At 71.7% G+C, this 16,191-nt stretch carries 18 protein-coding genes; 12 read left to right on the forward strand and 6 right to left on the reverse strand.

The features are described 5' to 3' along the window. Window positions 1-31 precede the first annotated feature (31 nt). Entirely contained in the window at window positions 32-229 is a 198-nt protein-coding gene (locus tag OVA02_RS17940; RefSeq protein ID WP_056227242.1) for a DUF3073 domain-containing protein, read from the forward strand. A 13-nt stretch (window positions 230-242) separates the two neighbouring features. Beyond that, the gene (locus tag OVA02_RS17945) at window positions 243-629 is read left to right on the forward strand and encodes a VOC family protein (protein WP_267658962.1); all 387 of its coding nucleotides are present in this window, start codon (window positions 243-245) and stop codon (window positions 627-629) included. Between the two features lie 121 nt (window positions 630-750). On the opposite strand, the gene OVA02_RS17950 is transcribed toward OVA02_RS17945, so the two are convergent. After that, the gene (locus OVA02_RS17950; protein WP_123572025.1) at window positions 751-972 is read right to left on the reverse strand and encodes a hypothetical protein; all 222 of its coding nucleotides are present in this window, start codon (window positions 970-972) and stop codon (window positions 751-753) included. A gap of 110 nt (window positions 973-1,082) precedes the next feature. Next, window positions 1,083-2,207 carry a phosphoribosylformylglycinamidine cyclo-ligase gene (gene purM, locus OVA02_RS17955; protein WP_159825804.1) on the reverse strand — a complete coding sequence of 375 codons (1,125 nt, stop codon included), beginning with the start codon at window positions 2,205-2,207 and terminating at the stop codon, window positions 1,083-1,085. A gap of 71 nt (window positions 2,208-2,278) precedes the next feature. Between purM and purF the strand changes: the two genes are divergently transcribed. The 3 genes from purF (at window position 2,279) to OVA02_RS17970 (ending at window position 6,185) form a co-directional block, all read left to right on the forward strand. Further along, complete coding sequence (purF, locus tag OVA02_RS17960; protein WP_056049492.1) at window positions 2,279-3,739, forward strand: amidophosphoribosyltransferase; 1,461 nt, start codon at window positions 2,279-2,281, stop codon at window positions 3,737-3,739. An 89-nt stretch (window positions 3,740-3,828) separates the two neighbouring features. After that, window positions 3,829-4,629 (forward strand): ABC transporter ATP-binding protein, encoded by an 801-nt coding sequence (locus tag OVA02_RS17965; RefSeq protein ID WP_233568550.1) that lies wholly within the window; start codon window positions 3,829-3,831, stop codon window positions 4,627-4,629. Beyond that, window positions 4,611-6,185 (forward strand): transporter, encoded by a 1,575-nt coding sequence (locus OVA02_RS17970; RefSeq protein ID WP_267658963.1) that lies wholly within the window; start codon window positions 4,611-4,613, stop codon window positions 6,183-6,185. Before OVA02_RS17965 ends, OVA02_RS17970 begins: the two co-directional genes overlap by 19 nt. A gap of 133 nt (window positions 6,186-6,318) precedes the next feature. Here OVA02_RS17970 and OVA02_RS17975 read toward each other — a convergent pair whose 3' ends face one another. Together OVA02_RS17975 and OVA02_RS17980 are read right to left on the reverse strand one after the other, a co-directional pair. Next, complete coding sequence (locus OVA02_RS17975; protein ID WP_192124024.1) at window positions 6,319-6,732, reverse strand: hypothetical protein; 414 nt, start codon at window positions 6,730-6,732, stop codon at window positions 6,319-6,321. A gap of 107 nt (window positions 6,733-6,839) precedes the next feature. Further along, the gene (locus OVA02_RS17980; protein ID WP_192124022.1) at window positions 6,840-7,220 is read right to left on the reverse strand and encodes a sterol carrier family protein; all 381 of its coding nucleotides are present in this window, start codon (window positions 7,218-7,220) and stop codon (window positions 6,840-6,842) included. A 140-nt stretch (window positions 7,221-7,360) separates the two neighbouring features. On the opposite strand from OVA02_RS17980, the gene purD reads away from it, so the two are divergent. From purD to OVA02_RS18000, 4 genes are all read left to right on the forward strand, one after another. Continuing rightward, window positions 7,361-8,629 carry a phosphoribosylamine--glycine ligase gene (gene purD, locus OVA02_RS17985; RefSeq protein ID WP_056049509.1) on the forward strand — a complete coding sequence of 423 codons (1,269 nt, stop codon included), beginning with the start codon at window positions 7,361-7,363 and terminating at the stop codon, window positions 8,627-8,629. After that, on the forward strand, window positions 8,626-9,573 hold the full coding sequence (locus OVA02_RS17990; RefSeq protein WP_123572019.1) for a phosphoribosylaminoimidazolesuccinocarboxamide synthase: 948 nt from the start codon (window positions 8,626-8,628) through the stop codon (window positions 9,571-9,573). The genes purD and OVA02_RS17990 overlap by 4 nt, the downstream gene beginning before the upstream one ends. Window positions 9,574-9,773: 200 nt before the next feature. Continuing rightward, window positions 9,774-10,688, forward strand: a complete 915-nt coding sequence (locus OVA02_RS17995) for a VOC family protein (protein WP_267658964.1) — start codon at window positions 9,774-9,776, stop codon at window positions 10,686-10,688. Between the two features lie 49 nt (window positions 10,689-10,737). After that, window positions 10,738-11,307: a GNAT family N-acetyltransferase gene (locus tag OVA02_RS18000; protein WP_056049576.1), complete on the forward strand. Its 570-nt coding sequence runs from the start codon at window positions 10,738-10,740 to the stop codon at window positions 11,305-11,307. A 100-nt stretch (window positions 11,308-11,407) separates the two neighbouring features. On the opposite strand, the gene OVA02_RS18005 is transcribed toward OVA02_RS18000, so the two are convergent. Together OVA02_RS18005 and OVA02_RS18010 are read right to left on the reverse strand one after the other, a co-directional pair. Next, the gene (locus tag OVA02_RS18005) at window positions 11,408-12,910 is read right to left on the reverse strand and encodes a catalase (protein WP_056049517.1); all 1,503 of its coding nucleotides are present in this window, start codon (window positions 12,908-12,910) and stop codon (window positions 11,408-11,410) included. Between the two features lie 53 nt (window positions 12,911-12,963). Further along, window positions 12,964-13,467: a Fur family transcriptional regulator gene (locus OVA02_RS18010; RefSeq protein WP_056049519.1), complete on the reverse strand. Its 504-nt coding sequence runs from the start codon at window positions 13,465-13,467 to the stop codon at window positions 12,964-12,966. A 131-nt stretch (window positions 13,468-13,598) separates the two neighbouring features. Here OVA02_RS18010 and OVA02_RS18015 point away from each other — a divergent pair, with 131 nt between their 5' ends. From OVA02_RS18015 to purQ, 3 genes are all read left to right on the forward strand, one after another. Beyond that, window positions 13,599-14,933, forward strand: coding sequence for an acyltransferase family protein (locus tag OVA02_RS18015; protein ID WP_267658965.1), 1,335 nt, complete (start codon window positions 13,599-13,601; stop codon window positions 14,931-14,933). 284 nt (window positions 14,934-15,217) lie between these two features. Next, window positions 15,218-15,481 carry a phosphoribosylformylglycinamidine synthase subunit PurS gene (gene purS, locus OVA02_RS18020; RefSeq protein WP_043597439.1) on the forward strand — a complete coding sequence of 88 codons (264 nt, stop codon included), beginning with the start codon at window positions 15,218-15,220 and terminating at the stop codon, window positions 15,479-15,481. After that, window positions 15,481-16,176 carry a phosphoribosylformylglycinamidine synthase subunit PurQ gene (gene purQ / locus OVA02_RS18025; RefSeq protein ID WP_056049524.1) on the forward strand — a complete coding sequence of 232 codons (696 nt, stop codon included), beginning with the start codon at window positions 15,481-15,483 and terminating at the stop codon, window positions 16,174-16,176. The genes purS and purQ overlap by 1 nt, the downstream gene beginning before the upstream one ends. The last annotated feature ends 15 nt before the right edge of the window (window positions 16,177-16,191 follow it).

A 16,191-nucleotide genomic window follows, 5' to 3' on the forward strand; every position in this document is an offset into this window, starting at 1 on the left:
GTTTCCGGGCCGAGTTCAGAGGGGGTCACGCATGGGGCGCGGCCGTCAAAAAGCCAAGCACACCAAGGTCGCCAGAGAGCTGAAGTACTTCAGCCCTGACACCAACTACGGTGCACTCGAAAAAGAGTTGGCGACGAAGAACGACTCCGGCGACGAATACGTCGACAAATGGGCCGACGACTTCGACGACGAATACGACACCGAGCACGACCAGAACAAGAGCGCCTGAGGCCGGCTGGCTGATGACCTCTTCGTCCTCGTCCCACGCCTGGGAGCAGGTCGTCGTCGATGCGAGCGACCCGTCCGGGCTCGCCCGTTGGTGGGCCGACGCTCTCGGGTGGGTGTTCGTCTCGGTCGACGACGACGAGCCCGAGATCCGTCCGACGGCCGACACGCTGCCGGGGCTCCTCTTCGTGAGCGTCCCCGAGGCCAAGACGGTCAAGAACCGTCTGCACCTCGACTTCCGTCCGACGCCGGTCGACGGCCAGAGCCGCGAGGCGACGCAGGCCGACGAGGTCGCGCGGCTCGAGTCGCTCGGGGCCGTCCGCGCACAGGTCGGCCAAGACGACACGGACGTGTCGTGGGTCGTCCTCGCCGACCCCGAGGGCAACGAGTTCTGCGTCCTCTGAGTCCGCACCACGCACGCCACACGACGACGGCCCCTCGATCTCGAGGGGCCGTCGTCGTGTGTCACCAGCTCACCGGGTGACGGGCCGACCGGGCGCCGGGGCCACGGTCAGGAGGCGCGGCTCAGCCGCCGACGAGCGTCGCGACCGCGGGCAGCAGCCCCACGACCAACAGCAGGATCATGCCGCCGGCCGTGAGGGCCGCGACCTTGCGCCCGCCGGTGACGGGTGACGCGGACGAACGCAGCGGCGCGGGCTGGGCGGGGACGCGGCTGATCCGGGCGCTGCGCGGAGCGGCGACCGCCGCGCGCGAGACGGTGGAGAGGGGGATGCGGGTGGTGCTCATGGGTCGACTCCTTCGTCGTCCGGTCTGACGTCGTCGTCAGGACGCCCGGCAGGGGCGTGGCTTCATCGTACGTCCGCCGCCGGACGAACGCCACGCGACGTCGCCGGTGATCAGCCCGCGTAGGACCCGACGAGCCGCACCGCGCCTCCGTCGACTCCCTTGGCGCCCTGTTCGAAGCCGGACAGGTCACGCGCCCGGGTCGAGACGGTGCCGACGGGCCACGTCGCGATGCCGTCGGCCTCGAGGGCCGCGGTGACCGAGTCGGCCTGTCCGGCGGCCACGACGGCGATCATGCCGATGCCGAGGTTCCAGGTGCCCTCGCTCGACTCGAGGGTCGAGCCGGCCAGGTCGCTCAGCACCCGGAAGACGGGCAGCGGCGACCAGGTCGAACGGTCGACCTCGGTCCACGACCCGAGGGGGAGCACGCGGGCGAGGTTGGCGGCGATTCCGCCCCCGGTGACGTGGCTGAGCGAGTGGATCGCGCCGTCGAGCGCAGGGTCGTCGAGCACGCGCAGCAGGGGCGAGGTGTACAGGCGCGTCGGTTCGAGCAGTGCCTCGCCGACGGTGCCCGAGAACTCGGGCAGGGTGTCGTCGTAGCCGAGGTCGCGTGAGGCCAGGATGTGGCGCACGAGCGAGAAGCCGTTCGAGTGGACGCCCGACGAGGCGAGGGCGAGCACGACGTCGCCGTCGCCGACGAGGTGCGGGCCGAGCTGGCGCCCCGACTCGACCGCACCCACCGCGGCGCCGGCCACGTCGTAGTCGTCGGGCCCGAGCAGGCCGGGGTGCTCCGCCGTCTCGCCGCCGACGAGGGCGGTCCCCGTCGCGCTGCAGGCGCGGGCGATGCCCTCGACGATCGAGGCGATGCGGGTCGGCACCACACGGCCGCAGGCGATGTAGTCGGTCATGATCAGCGGCCGGGCGCCGACGACGACGATGTCGTCGACGACCATGCCCACGAGGTCCTGCCCGATCGTGTCGTGCTTGTCGAGCGCCTGGGCGATGGCGACCTTCGTGCCGACGCCGTCGGTCGACGTCGCGAGCAACGGCTTGTCGAAGTCCTTGAGGAACGACACGTCGAACAGCCCGGCGAACCCGCCCACGCCACCGACGACACCGGGGCCGTGCGTGGCGCCGACGGCCGCCTTCATCAGCTCGACCGCCCGGTCGCCGGCGGCCGTGTCGACCCCCGCTGCGGCGTAGGAGGCGCTGGTCGAGTGGGCAGAGGAGGTCGCCATTCGTTCATCCGTTCGGTGTCGCTCTAGACTGTCGCGGTAACCCCAACTCTACGGTCTGGAGCCAGATCCGCATGTGCGGCATCGTCGGTCTCGTCGCGCACGAGCCAGCAAATCAACTCGTCTACGACTCGCTCCTCCTGTTGCAGCACCGAGGGCAGGACAGCACCGGCATCGCGACCGCCGAGGGCGGCATCTTCCACGTGCACAAGACCAAGGGGCAGGTGCGCGAGGGCTTCCGGACCCGCGACATGCGCGCCCTGCTCGGCAACATGGGCCTCGGTCACGTGCGGTACGCCACCAAGGGCGCGGCCAGCAACGAGCAAGAGGCGCAGCCGTTCTACGTGAACGCGCCCTACGGCATCGTGCTGATCCACAACGGCAACCTGACGAACACCCGCGAGCTCACCAGCGAGCTCTTCCACGTCGACCGTCGCCACCTCAACACGAACAGCGACACCGAGCTCCTGGTCAACGTGCTGGCGCACGAGCTGCAAGAGCAGGTCAACGGCAGCGAGCTCGACCCCGAGCAGATCTTCGCCGCGGTCTCCCGCGTGCACGACCGGGTGCAGGGCTCCTACGCGGCGATCGCCATGATCGCGGGCCACGGCCTGCTGGCCTTCCGCGACCCCTTCGGCATCCGCCCGCTGGTCCTGGGCCGCCGTCTCGCCGCCGACGGCGTCCGCGAAGAGTGGATCACCGCCTCCGAGTCGCTCGTCCTCGAGTCCGGCGGCTACGAGATCGTCCGCGACGTCGCCCCCGGCGAGGCCGTCTTCATCTCGCTCGACGGCCAGATGGTGTCGAAGCAGTGCCACGCCAGTCCGCGCCTCATCCCCTGCTCGTTCGAGTACGTCTACCTGGCCCGCCCCGACTCGATCATGAACGGCATCTCGGTCTACGACGCCCGCCTGCGCCTCGGCAACCGGTTGGCCGACACGATCGCCGCGCACTCGCCGATCGGCGACATCGACGTGGTCATGCCGATCCCCGACTCGTCACGCCCCGCGGCCATGCAGGTCGCCCAGAAGCTCGGCATCGAGTACCGCGAGGGCTTCTACAAGAACCGTTACGTGGGCCGCACCTTCATCATGCCGGGGCAGGCCGAGCGCAAGCGGTCGGTGCGCCAGAAGCTCAACGCGATGTCGAGCGAGTTCAAGGGCAAGAACATCCTGATCGTCGACGACTCGATCGTCCGCGGGACGACCTCGCGCGAGATCGTCGAGATGGCCCGCGCCGCCGGAGCGAACAAGGTGACGTTCACCTCGGCCGCTCCCCCGGTCCGGTTCCCCCACGTCTACGGCATCAACATGCCGTCGCGGCACGAGCTGGTCGCCCACGACCGCAAGATCCCCGAGATCGCCCGCGAACTGGGTGCCGACCACCTCATCTACCAAGAGGTCGCCGACATGCAGGCGGCCATCACCGAGGGCAGCGACGTCACCGAGCTCGAGATGAGCTGCTTCACGGGCGAGTACGTCACCGGCACCGTCAGCCCCGAGTACCTCGCCTGGGTCGAGGCCAACCAACTCAGCTGAGTCGCGCCGCCGTCGCCACCCGCACCTCGCCCCTGCTTCCACCCGCCGGGGGAGGTGCGGTGTCGGCAGGCGTCCCTAGGCTGGGGGCCATGAGCGACGTCGGCATGCCCCGCCCCGAACCGACCGCGACGCCCCCGGCGTCCGCCCTGCAGATCACCGGTCTGCGCAAGGCGTTCGGCGACAAGGTCGCCGTCGACGGAATCGACCTGACCGTGCCGACGGGCTCGTTCTTCGGCCTCGTCGGCCCGAACGGCGCCGGCAAGACGACCACGCTCTCGATGGCGACCGGTCTGCTGCGTCCCGACTCGGGCAGCATCGCGGTCCTGGGCGTCGACGTCTGGTCCGACCCGACGCACGCCAAGTCGCTCGTGGGCGTGCTGAGCGACGGCATCTCGCTGTTCGACCGCCTCACCGGCGAGCAGCTCGTCACGTACCACGGCCTGCTCAACGGCATGAGCCGCGAGACGACGGCCCAACGGGTCGGCGACCTGCTCGACCTGCTCGACCTGCGCTCGGCCGGCGGCACGCTCGTCGTCGACTACTCCGCGGGCATGACCAAGAAGGTGGCGCTCGCCTGCGCGCTCGTCCATGCCCCGCGCCTCCTCGTCCTCGACGAGCCGTTCGAGTCGGTCGACCCGATCTCGGCCGCCAACATCCGCGACATCCTGCACGGTTACACGCAGAACGGCGGCACGGTCATCGTGTCGAGCCACTCGATGGACCTCGTCCAGCGCATGTGCGACCACGTCGCCGTCATCGCGGCCGGGCGCGTGCTCGCGGCCGGCACGACCGACGACGTGCGCGCCGGCTCCACCCTCGAAGACCGCTTCGTCGAACTCGTCGGCGGCCGTCAGCACAACGAGGGGCCGTCGTGGTTGCGCACCTCCTGAGCCTGCGCTGGCGGGTGCTGCTGAACGGCTTCAAGCGCAGCACCTGGCAGATCGTCGCGGCCGTCATCGGCGGGCTCTACGGCCTCGGCGTTCTCGCCGCCGTCGTGGTCGGCCTCGTCGCCCTCTCGTTCGCGCCCGAGCGCTGGGCCTGGACGGCCGGCGTGCTCGGCGGTTCCCTCGCCGTCGTCGGCTGGATCGTCGTGCCCTTCGTCGCCCGGGGCTACGACCAGACCCTCAGCGTCTCGAAGCTGCGCCCGTTCCCCCTGCCCGCCGACAGGCTCCTCGTCGCCCTGTTCGTCACCGGGTTGCTGGGCATCCCGGGCATCGTCACGCTCGTCGCCGCCCTCGCGACGACCTTCAGTTGGCTGCACCACCCTCTCTCGGCCGTCCTCGCGCCGTTCTGCGGGGTGCTCGGCGTCTTCGTCTGCGTCGCGGCGTCCCGCGCGGTCGAGACCGCCACCAGCGCGCTGGGTGCCAAACGTCGCTACCGCGAGTTGATGAGCGTCGCGATCTTCGTGCCCCTCATCCTGGCCGGGCCGCTGATCGGCCTGGTCGGCCAGGGGCTCAGTTCCGTCGGCGACGACCTGCCCCGTGTCGCCCACGCCCTGTCGTGGAGCCCGCTCGGCGCCGCCTGGTCGATCCCCGGCGACGTCGCCCTCGGCCGACCGGGCGAGGCGGCCCTCAAGGCCCTCATCGCCCTGGTCACCCTGGGGGTGCTCCTCCTGCTCTGGCGACGCGGACTGGCGACGGCGCTCGTGGCTCCCCCGGCCGTCACGGCCACCGCGGCGTCCAAGGGCCTCGGGCCCTTCGCCCGGTTCCCCGCGACGCCGACCGGTGCGGTCGCCGCCCGGACGGCCGTCTACTGGCTGCGCGACCCGCGGTACGGCGGGTCGCTGATCGTCGTCCCGCTGATGCCGGTCCTGGCGATCTTCCTGTCGTTCTCCCTCGAGACGACCTGGCCGCTGTACGCCATCGGCCCGGCCGTCGCCGCCCTGCTCGCGATCACACTGGCCGCCGACGTCTCGTACGACGGCACGGCCTTCGCCGCACACCTGTCGACCGGCTTGGCGGGTGCGGCCGACCGCGCAGGTCGCGTCCTCACTCTCTCGCTGTTCGCGGTGCCCTCCGTCGTGCTCGCCACGCTCGTCCCCCTGGCGGTGGTGGGTCGATTCGACGTGGCCCCGGCCCTGCTCGGCATCGGCCTGGGCCTGCTGCTCACCGGGTTCGGCGTGTCGAGCGTGGCCTCGGCGCTGTACCTGATGCCCGTCCCGGCGGCGGGCGAGAGCCCCTTCAAGTCACCGCCCGGGGCCAACGTCACCTCGACCCTCGGGCTCTACGCCTCGTGGGCGATCGTCTTCGTGGCGTCGCTGCCCGAGCTCGTGCTCGGCATCGTGGCGCTGGTTCAGGGGTCGGTGCTGTTGGGGCTGCTGACGCTCGTCGTCGGCGTCGTCCTTGGCCTCGTGCTGACGATCGTCGGCATCCGGCGCGGCGGACGCCTCCTCGACGCCCGCGGCCCCGAACTGCTCACCAGGTTGCGGCGGGCTCGCGGGGCCTGACCCGGGCCGTCAGCCGCGCACGCGGCAGGTAGGCGAGGCCTGGCGCGGCTAGGTGAGGCCTGGCTCGGCTCGGCTCGGCTCGGTGAGGCCTGGCTGGGCTCGGCTCGGCTCGGCTCGGCTCGGCAAGGCGAGGTCAGTCGCGGTCGGGTTCGCCGTCGGTGACCGGGCGGGCCGCCGTGTCGACCTCGTCGTCGATCGGCATCTCGAGCCGTTCGCGTTCGACCTGGACCCGCTTCGCCCCACGGCTGGTCACCTGCTCGGCGACGATGGCCACGACGCAACCGACGGCCCCGCCGATGGTGAGCCCCCAGAGCGAGATGTACCCGTAGGTCTGGGCGACGCCCTCGCCCGAGTCGAACGGGAAGAGCGAGGTGACGATCAGCGACACGACCACGCCGAGCGCTGCACCCATGATCAAGAACACGGGCACCTTGGGTGCCCGACGCACGGTGACCTCGTCGCGTTCGACGATCGACTCGGCTGCGCGATCGGCGGAGGGCTCGACGACGGGCTCGGGTCGCTGCTGGTCGTCGGGTGCGTTCGTCACCCGCCCATCATCCCAGAGGAGGCCGACCCCCGCCGCCGCCCCTCTCGACGTCGAGCAGGGCCCCTCGAGGAGCGACCACGGCGGAGGCACCGCCGAGGAGGCGCGGGTCAGCCCCGCTGCCAGGCGATCGGCACGTAGCCGGTCAGGTCCGCCCTGCTGCCGGAGGCCGACACGAGAGCCCCGGCCCGCGCCTCCTGCCAGCTGAGATCGCCGGTGGCGAGTCGCACGAAGGTGGCGGCGTCGGTCTCGACGACGTTCGGCGGCGTGCCCCGCGTGTGACTGAGTCCTTCGCGGAACTGCACCGCGCCGAACGGTGGGACGCGCACCTCGACCGTCGCACCGGGTTCGCCGTCGGCGAGCACCTGCAGCAACCAACGGACGGCCATGGCGGTCAGCGGCCGTGGCGCGGTCTCGTCGGCGGCGAGCGCCGCCCGCACCTCGCCCACCGCGGCCGATCCCGCCGCGTCCTCGATCCGTGCCCTGGCCATGCGCCCACGCTACCCGCGCCTCCTCGTCTCGCCCCGCTCCGGCCCGCCCGCCCCGGCCCGGCCCGGCCCGCCCGCGCCAGCCCTCCCCGGCCCGGGCGACGGACTCGGCATCGCCGCACGCCCTCGGTAGGCTGTGGCGCGTGCGAATCCTCGTCCTCGGTTCCGGTGCTCGCGAGCACGCCATCATCACCGCCCTGCTGCGCGAAGACGCGGGCCACGAGATCACCGCGGCCCCCGGCAACGCGGGCATCGCCGACCAGGTCGGCATCGTGCACCTCGACCCGTCGAACGGCGCCGTCGTCACCGAGTACGCCCTCGAGAACGACGTCGAGCTGGTCGTCGTCGGTCCCGAGGCACCGCTCGTCGCCGGTGTCGCCGACGCCCTCCGCACCCGGGGCATCCCGGTCTTCGGGCCGGGCAAGAAGGCCGCGGCGCTCGAGGGCAGCAAGACCTTCGCGAAACGCATCATGGACGAAGCCGGCGTACCGACCGGGCGGGCCACGCGCGTGGGCACCCTCGACGAGGCCCTCGGCGTGCTCGACGACTTCGGCTCCCCGTACGTCGTCAAGGCCGACGGGCTGGCGGCCGGCAAGGGCGTCCTCGTCACCGACGACCGCGACGCGGCGGTCGAGCACACCACCTACTGGCTGCAGCACGGGCCCGTCCTCGTCGAGGAGTTCCTCGAGGGTCCCGAGGTCTCCCTGTTCTTCCTCAGCGACGGCCACACGGTCGTGCCGCTCAGCCCCGCGCAGGACTACAAGCGCCTGCTCGACGGCGACGCCGGTCCCAACACGGGCGGCATGGGTGCCTACTCGCCACTGCCCTGGCTCGCCGACCGCTTCGGCAGCGAGAAGGACTTCGTCGACGAGGTCCTCGACGCCATCGCCACCCCGACGGTGCGGCAGCTCGAGTCCGAGGGCACGCCGTTCATCGGCCTCCTCTACGCCGGGCTCATCCTGACCGAGCGGGGCGTGCGCGTCATCGAGTTCAACGCCCGGTTCGGCGACCCCGAGACGCAGGTCGTCCTGCCCCGTCTGGTCACGCCGCTCAGCGGGCTGCTGCTCGCCGCGGCGACCGGATCGCTGGGCAACCACGAGTCGCCGCGGTTCTCGTCCGACGTCGCGGTGACCGTGGTCCTCGCGAGCGAGGGCTATCCCGAAGGCGCCGTGAGCGGTCGCCCGCTGCGGGGTCTCGACGACGCGACCGCCGTCGCCGGGGTCCACGTCGCGCACGCCGCGACGGCGCGCCTCGACGACCAGCTCATCGCCACCGGAGGGCGCGTGCTCAGCGTCGTCGCCGAGGGGGCCGACTTCACCGAGGCCCGGGGTCGCGTCTACGACGCCCTCTCCCGCATCGACCTCGAGGGCGGCCAGTACCGCCACGACATCGCCGAGCGGGTCGCCCGATGACCGCCCCCGACGGCACGACGCCCTCCGCCTCCGGCCTCGACGCCGCCCCTCGCCACCTCGACGGGTGGACGCCGGTGTACTCGGGCAAGGTGCGCGACCTCTACGTCCCGGCGCCGGTCGCCGGCTCGGTCGGCGACGCCGCCACCCTCGCCGACACCGAGTACGTGCTCGTCGTCGCGAGCGATCGGGTCAGCGCCTTCGACCACGTGCTCGAGCCCGGCATCCCGGGCAAGGGAGCACTGCTCACGCAGCTCAGCCTCTGGTGGTTCGCCCAGCTCACCACCGTGCCCAACCACCTGGTCGACCCGACCACCGCCTCCGTCTCGCTGCCCGCGCAGGTCCGGGACCGCGCCATGCTCGTGAAGCCGCTCGACATGTTCCCCGTCGAGTGCGTCGTCCGCGGGTACCTGGTCGGCAGCGGCTGGGCCGAGTACCGCGAGCACGGCACCGTCTGCGGCATCCCGCTGCCCGAGGGGCTGTCGAACGGCGACCGGTTGCCCGAACCGATCTACACCCCGGCGTACAAGGCTCCGCTCGGCGAGCACGACGAGAACATCTCGTTCGAGCGCACCGTCGAACTCGTGGGGGCCGGGACCGCGGCGGCCCTGCGCGACCGGTCGCTCGAGATCTACCGCCTGGCGTCGGACGTGGCCGAGGCCCGGGGGGTCGTCCTCGCCGACACGAAGTTCGAGTTCGGCGCCGACCGGGCCACGGGCGAGATCACCCTGGGCGACGAGGTCCTCACGAGCGACAGCAGTCGCTTCTGGGACGCCGAGGTCGACGCCTCGGGCGACCGCACCCAGAGCTTCGACAAGCAGATCGTCCGCGACTGGCTCTCCGCGCACTGGGACGGCACGGGCGAGGCCCCCGCCCTGCCCGACGACATCGTCGCCCGCACCTCCGCCCGCTACCGCGAGCTGATCGAGCGCCTGACCGCCCGCTGACCCGGGCCCCACGCCCCGGGGCGCATCCCGGGTCCTGACCCGGGCTCCACACCGCGTTTCGTGCACGGCACCGCGTCGAGATCCGGTGCCGTGCACGGAACGCGGTGCGCCGTCGGTCGGGAATGCCCGGCCCGAGCGGCCGGTTCCTGTCGATGACACTTCACCGACCCGGTGACCACCCGACCAGACCGAGGGCCCCCATGACCGACACCTCCGCGACCGACGCGACGCGCGCCTCCTCGTCCGACCTGCTCGCCGCCGACACCGGCATGGGAGCCGTCACCCTGCGGGTCGCCGACCTCGACGCGATGACCGCGTACTACCGCGACGCGGTCACCCTCACGGTGCTGACCGCCGAGCCGGACGTGGGCCGCGTGGTGCTCGGTCGAGGGGCGACCCCGATCGTCATCCTCGAGCACGCTCCCGAGCTGAAACACGCCGGGCCGCGTGACGCCGGCCTCTTCCACACGGCGATCCTGTTCGAGACCGAGGCCGACCTCGCCGCCGCCGTCTACAGCGTCGCGACCCGTCACCCCGGCACGTTCACCGGCAGTGCGGACCACCTCGTCAGCAAGGCGTTCTACTTCACCGATCCCGAGGGCAACGGCATCGAGCTCTACTGGGACCGCAGCCGCAGCGAGTGGTCTTGGACCCACGGCCAGGTCGACATGGCCACCCTCGCCCTCGACCCGAACGCGTTCGTGCAGCAGAACGTCACCGAGGAGGCGCTGGCCGGCTCGGCATCCCGTCCCGCCACGGTCGGCCACGTCCACCTGAGCGTGGGCGACGTCGAGTCGGCCCACCGGTTCTACGTCGAGCAGCTCGGCTTCGAGACGACGACGCGCTTCGGGCCGCAGGCACTGTTCGTCAGCGCGGGCGGCTACCACCACCACATGGCGATGAACACCTGGAACAGCGCCGGCGCCGGGCGCCGTCAGCTGGCGCTGGGCCTCGGCCTGGTGCGCATCGAGGTGCCGACGGCCGACGACCTGGGCGCCCTCGGCGAGCGCCTCGGGCACCACGGCGTCGCCACCCGGGACGACGGGCGGGTGCTCGGGTTCGACGATCCCTGGTCCAACCAGCTCCAGGTGACCGTGCGACCGCAGTCGGCTTAGCCCTCGGTCGCAGGCTCCCTCGGCGACGCCGATGGCTACGGTGGTGAGCATGCCTGCAGCCGAATCCCCCACGTTCTCCACGACCCCTGAGGGCGACCTCACGCTCGACGACCACGAGGCGATCGCGGCGATGCTCGCCCGGGCGTTCCCGAGCTACGACCACTGGTACGCCGGGGCTCGCAGCTGGGCGGGGATGCAACCCGAGCTGCGGGTCGTCGCGCGTCAGGGCGACGTCGTGGTGGCGCACGCCGGCCTGCGTCGCCAGTTCGTCACCGTCGGCGACACGGACCTGCTCGTCACGGCGGTCGGCATGGTCGCCGTCTCGCCGACCGTCCAGGGCACCGGCCTCGGCGGCGAACTGCTCCGTCAGGTCGACGCGGCACTGACGTCGCTCGGCAGCGGCTTCGGCGTGCTCGAGACCGGGGACGACGTCCAGGGCTTCTACCGGCGCGGCGGGTGGCTGCCGCTCGACGGTCTCACGGCGCACTACACGGCGTTCAGCGCCGACGGCGCCGGCGTCCTCGTCACCCAGGACCACGGCTGGCTGCTCCGCGAGGGCACGCGCACCCTCGCCGACTGGCCCCAGGGCGAGCTGAACTGGAACGGCCAGATGGTCTGACCGGCACGGCACCCGAGGCCGCACGTGCCCCGGAACGCCGAGGAGGCGCGGTGACCGACGAACGGTCACCGCGCCTCCTGCGGTCTGTCGCGGCTCGCGGCTACGCCGGGACGCCGACCTCGGCCGGGTCCTCGTTCGAACCGGGAGCCTCGGGCTCGACGCCCTTGCGGACGCGCAGGCCCAGGGTGGGGTCGACGTTGGTCCAGTACTCGTAGACCCGCTCGCGCAGGGCGGGCTGGGTGACCTTCGAGACGTGGCCCACGATGTTCTGCACCAGGCGGTCGCGCTCCTCGTCGTCGAGCACCTCACGGACGAGCGTGCCGGCCTGGCCGAAGTCGTCGTCCTCGGGGTGCAACGTCACGGACGAGCGGACGAGCTCGCCGTCGCTCTCCCAGCCACCGGTGTCACCAGCGGCCTGCGGGTCCGCGGCGGGACCGCCGACCGAGTTCGGTGCGTAGACCGGCGCCGTCGCCTCGCTGAAGTGGTACCGCGCGGCACCGTCCTTCGAGTACGAGTGCACCTCGGTCTTGGGCGTGTTCACCGGCAGCTGCTGGTGGTTGACGCCGATGCGGTAGCGGTGGGCGTCCGCGTAGCTGAAGATGCGGGCGAGCAGCATCTTGTCGGGGCTGGTCGCGATGCCGGGGACGAAGTTCGACGGGGCGAACGCGGCCTGCTCGATCTGCGCGAAGTAGTTCTCGGGGTTGCGGTTCAGCGTCATGGTGCCGACCTCGATGAGCGGGTAGTCCGCGTGCGGCCACACCTTCGTCAGGTCGAACGGGTTGAAGCGGTACGTGGCCGCCTCGTCGTAGGGCATGACCTGCACCGACAGCGTCCAGGTGGGGAAGTCGCCGCGGTCGATGGCCTCGGAGAGGTCGCGGATGTGGAAGTCGGCGTCCTCTCCCGCGATGCGGTCGGCGTCGTCCTGCGTGAGGATCTTGTTGCCCTGGTTCGTCTTGAAGTGGTACTTGACCCAGAAGCGCTCGCCCTCGGCGTTGATCCACTGGTAGGTGTGCGAACCGAAGCCGTCCATGTTGCGCCACGAGGCGGGGAGGCCGCGGTCGCCCATCAGCCAGGTGACCTGGTGCGCCGACTCGGGCGAGAGCGTCCAGAAGTCCCACTGCATGTCGTGGTCGCGCAGGTGCGAGCCGGGCAGGCGCTTCTGCGAGTGGATGAAGTCGGGGAACTTGATGCCGTCGCGGATGAAGAAGACGGGCGTGTTGTTGCCCACGAGGTCGTAGTTGCCCTCGCTCGTGTAGAACTTCAGCGCGAAGCCACGGGGGTCGCGCCACGTGTCGGGGCTGCCCTGTTCGCCGGCGACGGTCGAGAAGCGGGCGAGCATCTCGGTCTCGACACCGGGCTGGAAGAGCGCGGCGCGCGTGTAGCGCGAGACGTCGGCCGTCGTGACGAACGTCCCGAAGGCGCCGCCGCCCTTGGCGTGGACGATGCGCTCGGGCACCTTCTCGCGGTTGAAGTTGGCGAGCTTCTCGACCAGCTTGTGGTCGTGCAAGACGATCGGGCCGTCGGCGCCGACCGACTGCGAGAACTCGTCGCTGGCGGCGGGGGCGCCGTTGTCGGTGGTGGTGATCTTCTTGGCGTCGGTCATGTGTCCTCTTTCGTTCGTGGTTCGTCGTCGTGTGAGATCAGGGGGCGGGCCGGTCAGGCCGCCGGGACGGCCGCGTCCACGCGGTCGGACGAGGAGGCGCGGGTCGGCTCGTCGCCCTCCGCGCCCTCGGACTCGGCCGCCCGACAGGCCGGGCACAGGCCCCAGAAGGTCACCTCGGCGGTCTGCACGAGGTAGCCCGAGTCGTGCGAGGGGGTGAGGCAGGGGGCGTGGCCGACGACGCAGTCCACGTCGGCGACCGAGCCGCACACCCCGCAGACCACGTGGTGGTGGTTGTCGCCCGTCCTCAGCTCGTAGAGCGCTGCCGAGCCCGCTGGTTCGATGCGACGCACCAGCCCCGCGCCGGTCAGCGCGTTGAGGACGCCGTAGACCGCCTGCACCGACGTGCCGGGCAGGTCGAGGGCGACCCGGGCGAAGACCTGCTCGGCGGCCGCGTGGGGCGACGGCTCGAGGGCGCGCAACACGGCGAGCCGGGGCTCGGTCACGCGCAACCCGGCGGAGCGCAGTGCTTCGCGGGGGTCGTCGGTCGGATGGGTCATGCATCAAGTGAACCACTCTTTTGATCAGATCAAAACAATCCGGGCCACCTCGGAGGACGTTCCCTGGTTCGGACGCGCCGCACCTGTGGACAACCACACCCGAGCGGCCCCGGGTCGCTACCGTCGTCGACATGAGCACCGCCGCCACGACACCGCCGTCCGTCGTCGTCCCCCCGGGCCGCGACCTCGTGGTGGATCTCGCCCGCGTCTTCTGCGTCCTGCTGGTCGTCGCGATCCACGTGATGATGGTCGGTGTCGCCGTCGACGCGACGGGCGCCGTCGTGGCGAACCGTCCCCTGCAAGAGCAGTCCTGGTTCCCGCTCTCGACGTGGGCCGGGCAGATCATGCCGCTCTTCTTCGTGGTGGGCGGGTTCGCCAGCGCCACGGCCTGGGCCGGGGCACGGCGTCGCGGCGCCGACGCCGGCGACTTCGTCCGCGGTCGCCTCCTGCGCCTCGCCCGCCCCGCGAGCGCGGTCTTCGTCGTCCTCGCGATCGCCCTCGCCGTCGCGACCCTGCTCGGCGTCGATCCCGAACTGCTCGACGTCGTGGCGACGGGCGTGGGCTCGCCGTTCTGGTTCCTCGCCGCCTACGGCATCACGCAGCTGCTCGTGCCGGTGATGGCCCGCCTGCACGCGACCCGCCCGTGGGCGACGCTGTCCGTCCTGGTCGTCGCCGCGGTCCTGGTCGACGCGGTGCGGTACGGCACCGGCGTCACGGCCGTCGGGCTCCTCAACCTCGCCTTCGTGTGGCTCTTCGTGCAGCAGCTCGGCTTCGCCTACGCCGACGGGCTGTTCCGTCGGACCCCTCGGGCCGTGCTGCTCGTCGTCGCCGTCGTGGCGTACGCCTCGCTGGTCCCGCTGACGACGGCCGGGCCGTGGTCGGACGACATGCTGAGCAACCTCAACCCGCCGACGGTGCCGCTCATGGTGCTCGGGGTGGCGCAGATCTGCGTCCTGTCGCTCCTGCACCCCGTCCTGGCGCGTCTCATGTCCACGTCGGCGGCCCGCGCCGTCGTGTTCGCCGTCGGCAGCCGCGGCATGACCATCTACCTCTGGCACCTCCCGCTGTTGATCGCCGTGCTCGGGGTCCTCTTGGCCGTGGGCGGGCCGCTCCCCCAACCCTCGACCGCCACCTGGTGGTGGACGCGCCTCCCGATCTGGGCCCTCGTCATCGGGCTGACCTGCCTGGTCTCGCTGGCGACGGCCCGGTTCGAGCTGCCGCCGCGAGCGTTCGCCGAGGGGCGGCGCCGCGCCTCCTGGTGGTCGATCGGGGTGGCGGCGGTGCTCGCCATCGGGCCGCCGTTCGACGTGATGCACGAGGGCCTCGACCTGCGCAACGCGATCGCGGGCGCGATCTGCCTGCCCCTGGCCGTCTGGCTGCTCGGCCGGTCGCGCCCCGACGTCGACCCGGAGTCCGCCCCGCGGGCCGCCGCCGACAGACCCGCGGACGCAGCCCACACGGGGTAGACGCCCGGCCGACGGGGGGCTCGGCCGGGCGTCCGGCGGTCTCGGAGCGGATCAGGAACCCCGGGACCGGACGCGGAACAGAAGGCCCGATCACGAGGCCCGCGCTCTGTCCGCTGAGAACACTCTGCGGCGCGAACCAATGATCCGGCTGACAGGTGGCCCGCATTCCGCTGACCATCGCCGCGACGGTCGATGCGTCCACGACGACGGCACCACCAGGAGGCGCGCGCGGCTGCCGTAGACTCGTCGCGTCCACCCGTTGACGCCTCTGCAGGAGTAAACCAGTGCCCACAATCGTCGTCGAGGTCATGCCCAAGGCTGAACTGCTCGACCCCCAGGGCAAGGCCGTCGCCGGTGCCCTCTCCCGTCTCGGCAAAGGGGCGTTCACCGACGTCCGCATCGGCAAGCGCTTCGAGGTCACGGTCGAGGGCGAGGTGACCGACGCCGTCCTCGCGGACGTCCGCGAGCTCGCCGACGACATGTTCTCGAACTCGGTCATCGAGGACGTCGTCTCGATCACCGTCGCCGACGCTCCCGCCGCCCTCTGATGCGCGTCGGCGTCGTCACCTTCCCCGGCTCCCTCGACGACCGTGACGCGCAGCGCGCGGTCCGACTCGCGGGCGGCGAGCCCGTCGCCCTCTGGCACGGCGACCACGACCTGAAGGGTGTTGAGGCGATCATCCTGCCCGGCGGCTACAGCTACGGCGACTACCTGCGTGCCGGCGCGATCGCCTCCTTCTCGCCGATCATGGCCGACGTGGTCGACGCCGCGAACGCGGGCATGCCCGTCCTCGGCATCTGCAACGGCTTCCAGATGCTCGCCGAGGCCCGCCTGATCCCGGGGGCGCACACTCGCAACGCGCACCAGCAGTTCATCCGCCGCGACCAGCGTCTCGTCGTCGAGAACGCCCGCACCGACTGGACGAACGGCTTCACCGAGGGGCAAGAGATCACCATCCCCCTCAAGAACGCGGACGGGCGCTTCATCGCCGACGCCGAGACCATCAAGCGCATCGAGGGAGAGGGGCAGGTCGCCTTCCGCTACGTCGGTGTGAATCCGAACGGGTCGATGGACGACATCGCCGGCGTCACCAATGCGCGCGGCAACGTCGTCGGCCTCATGCCGCACCCCGAGCACGCCGTCGAAGAGGGCTTCGGCCCCGACACCCCCGCCGCGATGTCGAGCGGCGTCGACGGCCTGACCTTCTTCACGTCCGTTCTCGAGAGGGCCCTCGCCAAGTGACCGACCAGACCGACC

Source organism: Frigoribacterium sp. SL97 (genome assembly GCF_026625765.1).
Taxonomy (GTDB): Bacteria; Actinomycetota; Actinomycetes; order Actinomycetales; family Microbacteriaceae; genus Frigoribacterium.

Coding starts and splice junctions, on each gene's coding strand:
- OVA02_RS18005 (WP_056049517.1), bottom strand. CDS start 12,910: ATGACCGACGCCAAGAAGATCACCACCACCGACAACGGCGCCCCCGCC.
- OVA02_RS17995 (WP_267658964.1), top strand. CDS start 9,774: ATGACCGACACCTCCGCGACCGACGCGACGCGCGCCTCCTCGTCCGAC.
- purQ (WP_056049524.1), top strand. CDS start 15,481: ATGCGCGTCGGCGTCGTCACCTTCCCCGGCTCCCTCGACGACCGTGAC.
- OVA02_RS17950 (WP_123572025.1), bottom strand. CDS start 972: ATGAGCACCACCCGCATCCCCCTCTCCACCGTCTCGCGCGCGGCGGTC.
- OVA02_RS18010 (WP_056049519.1), bottom strand. CDS start 13,467: ATGACCCATCCGACCGACGACCCCCGCGAAGCACTGCGCTCCGCCGGG.
- OVA02_RS17965 (WP_233568550.1), top strand. CDS start 3,829: ATGAGCGACGTCGGCATGCCCCGCCCCGAACCGACCGCGACGCCCCCG.
- OVA02_RS17980 (WP_192124022.1), bottom strand. CDS start 7,220: ATGGCCAGGGCACGGATCGAGGACGCGGCGGGATCGGCCGCGGTGGGC.
- purF (WP_056049492.1), top strand. CDS start 2,279: ATGTGCGGCATCGTCGGTCTCGTCGCGCACGAGCCAGCAAATCAACTC.
- OVA02_RS18000 (WP_056049576.1), top strand. CDS start 10,738: ATGCCTGCAGCCGAATCCCCCACGTTCTCCACGACCCCTGAGGGCGAC.
- OVA02_RS18015 (WP_267658965.1), top strand. CDS start 13,599: ATGAGCACCGCCGCCACGACACCGCCGTCCGTCGTCGTCCCCCCGGGC.
- OVA02_RS17945 (WP_267658962.1), top strand. CDS start 243: ATGACCTCTTCGTCCTCGTCCCACGCCTGGGAGCAGGTCGTCGTCGAT.
- purM (WP_159825804.1), bottom strand. CDS start 2,207: ATGGCGACCTCCTCTGCCCACTCGACCAGCGCCTCCTACGCCGCAGCG.
- OVA02_RS17990 (WP_123572019.1), top strand. CDS start 8,626: ATGACCGCCCCCGACGGCACGACGCCCTCCGCCTCCGGCCTCGACGCC.
- OVA02_RS17940 (WP_056227242.1), top strand. CDS start 32: ATGGGGCGCGGCCGTCAAAAAGCCAAGCACACCAAGGTCGCCAGAGAG.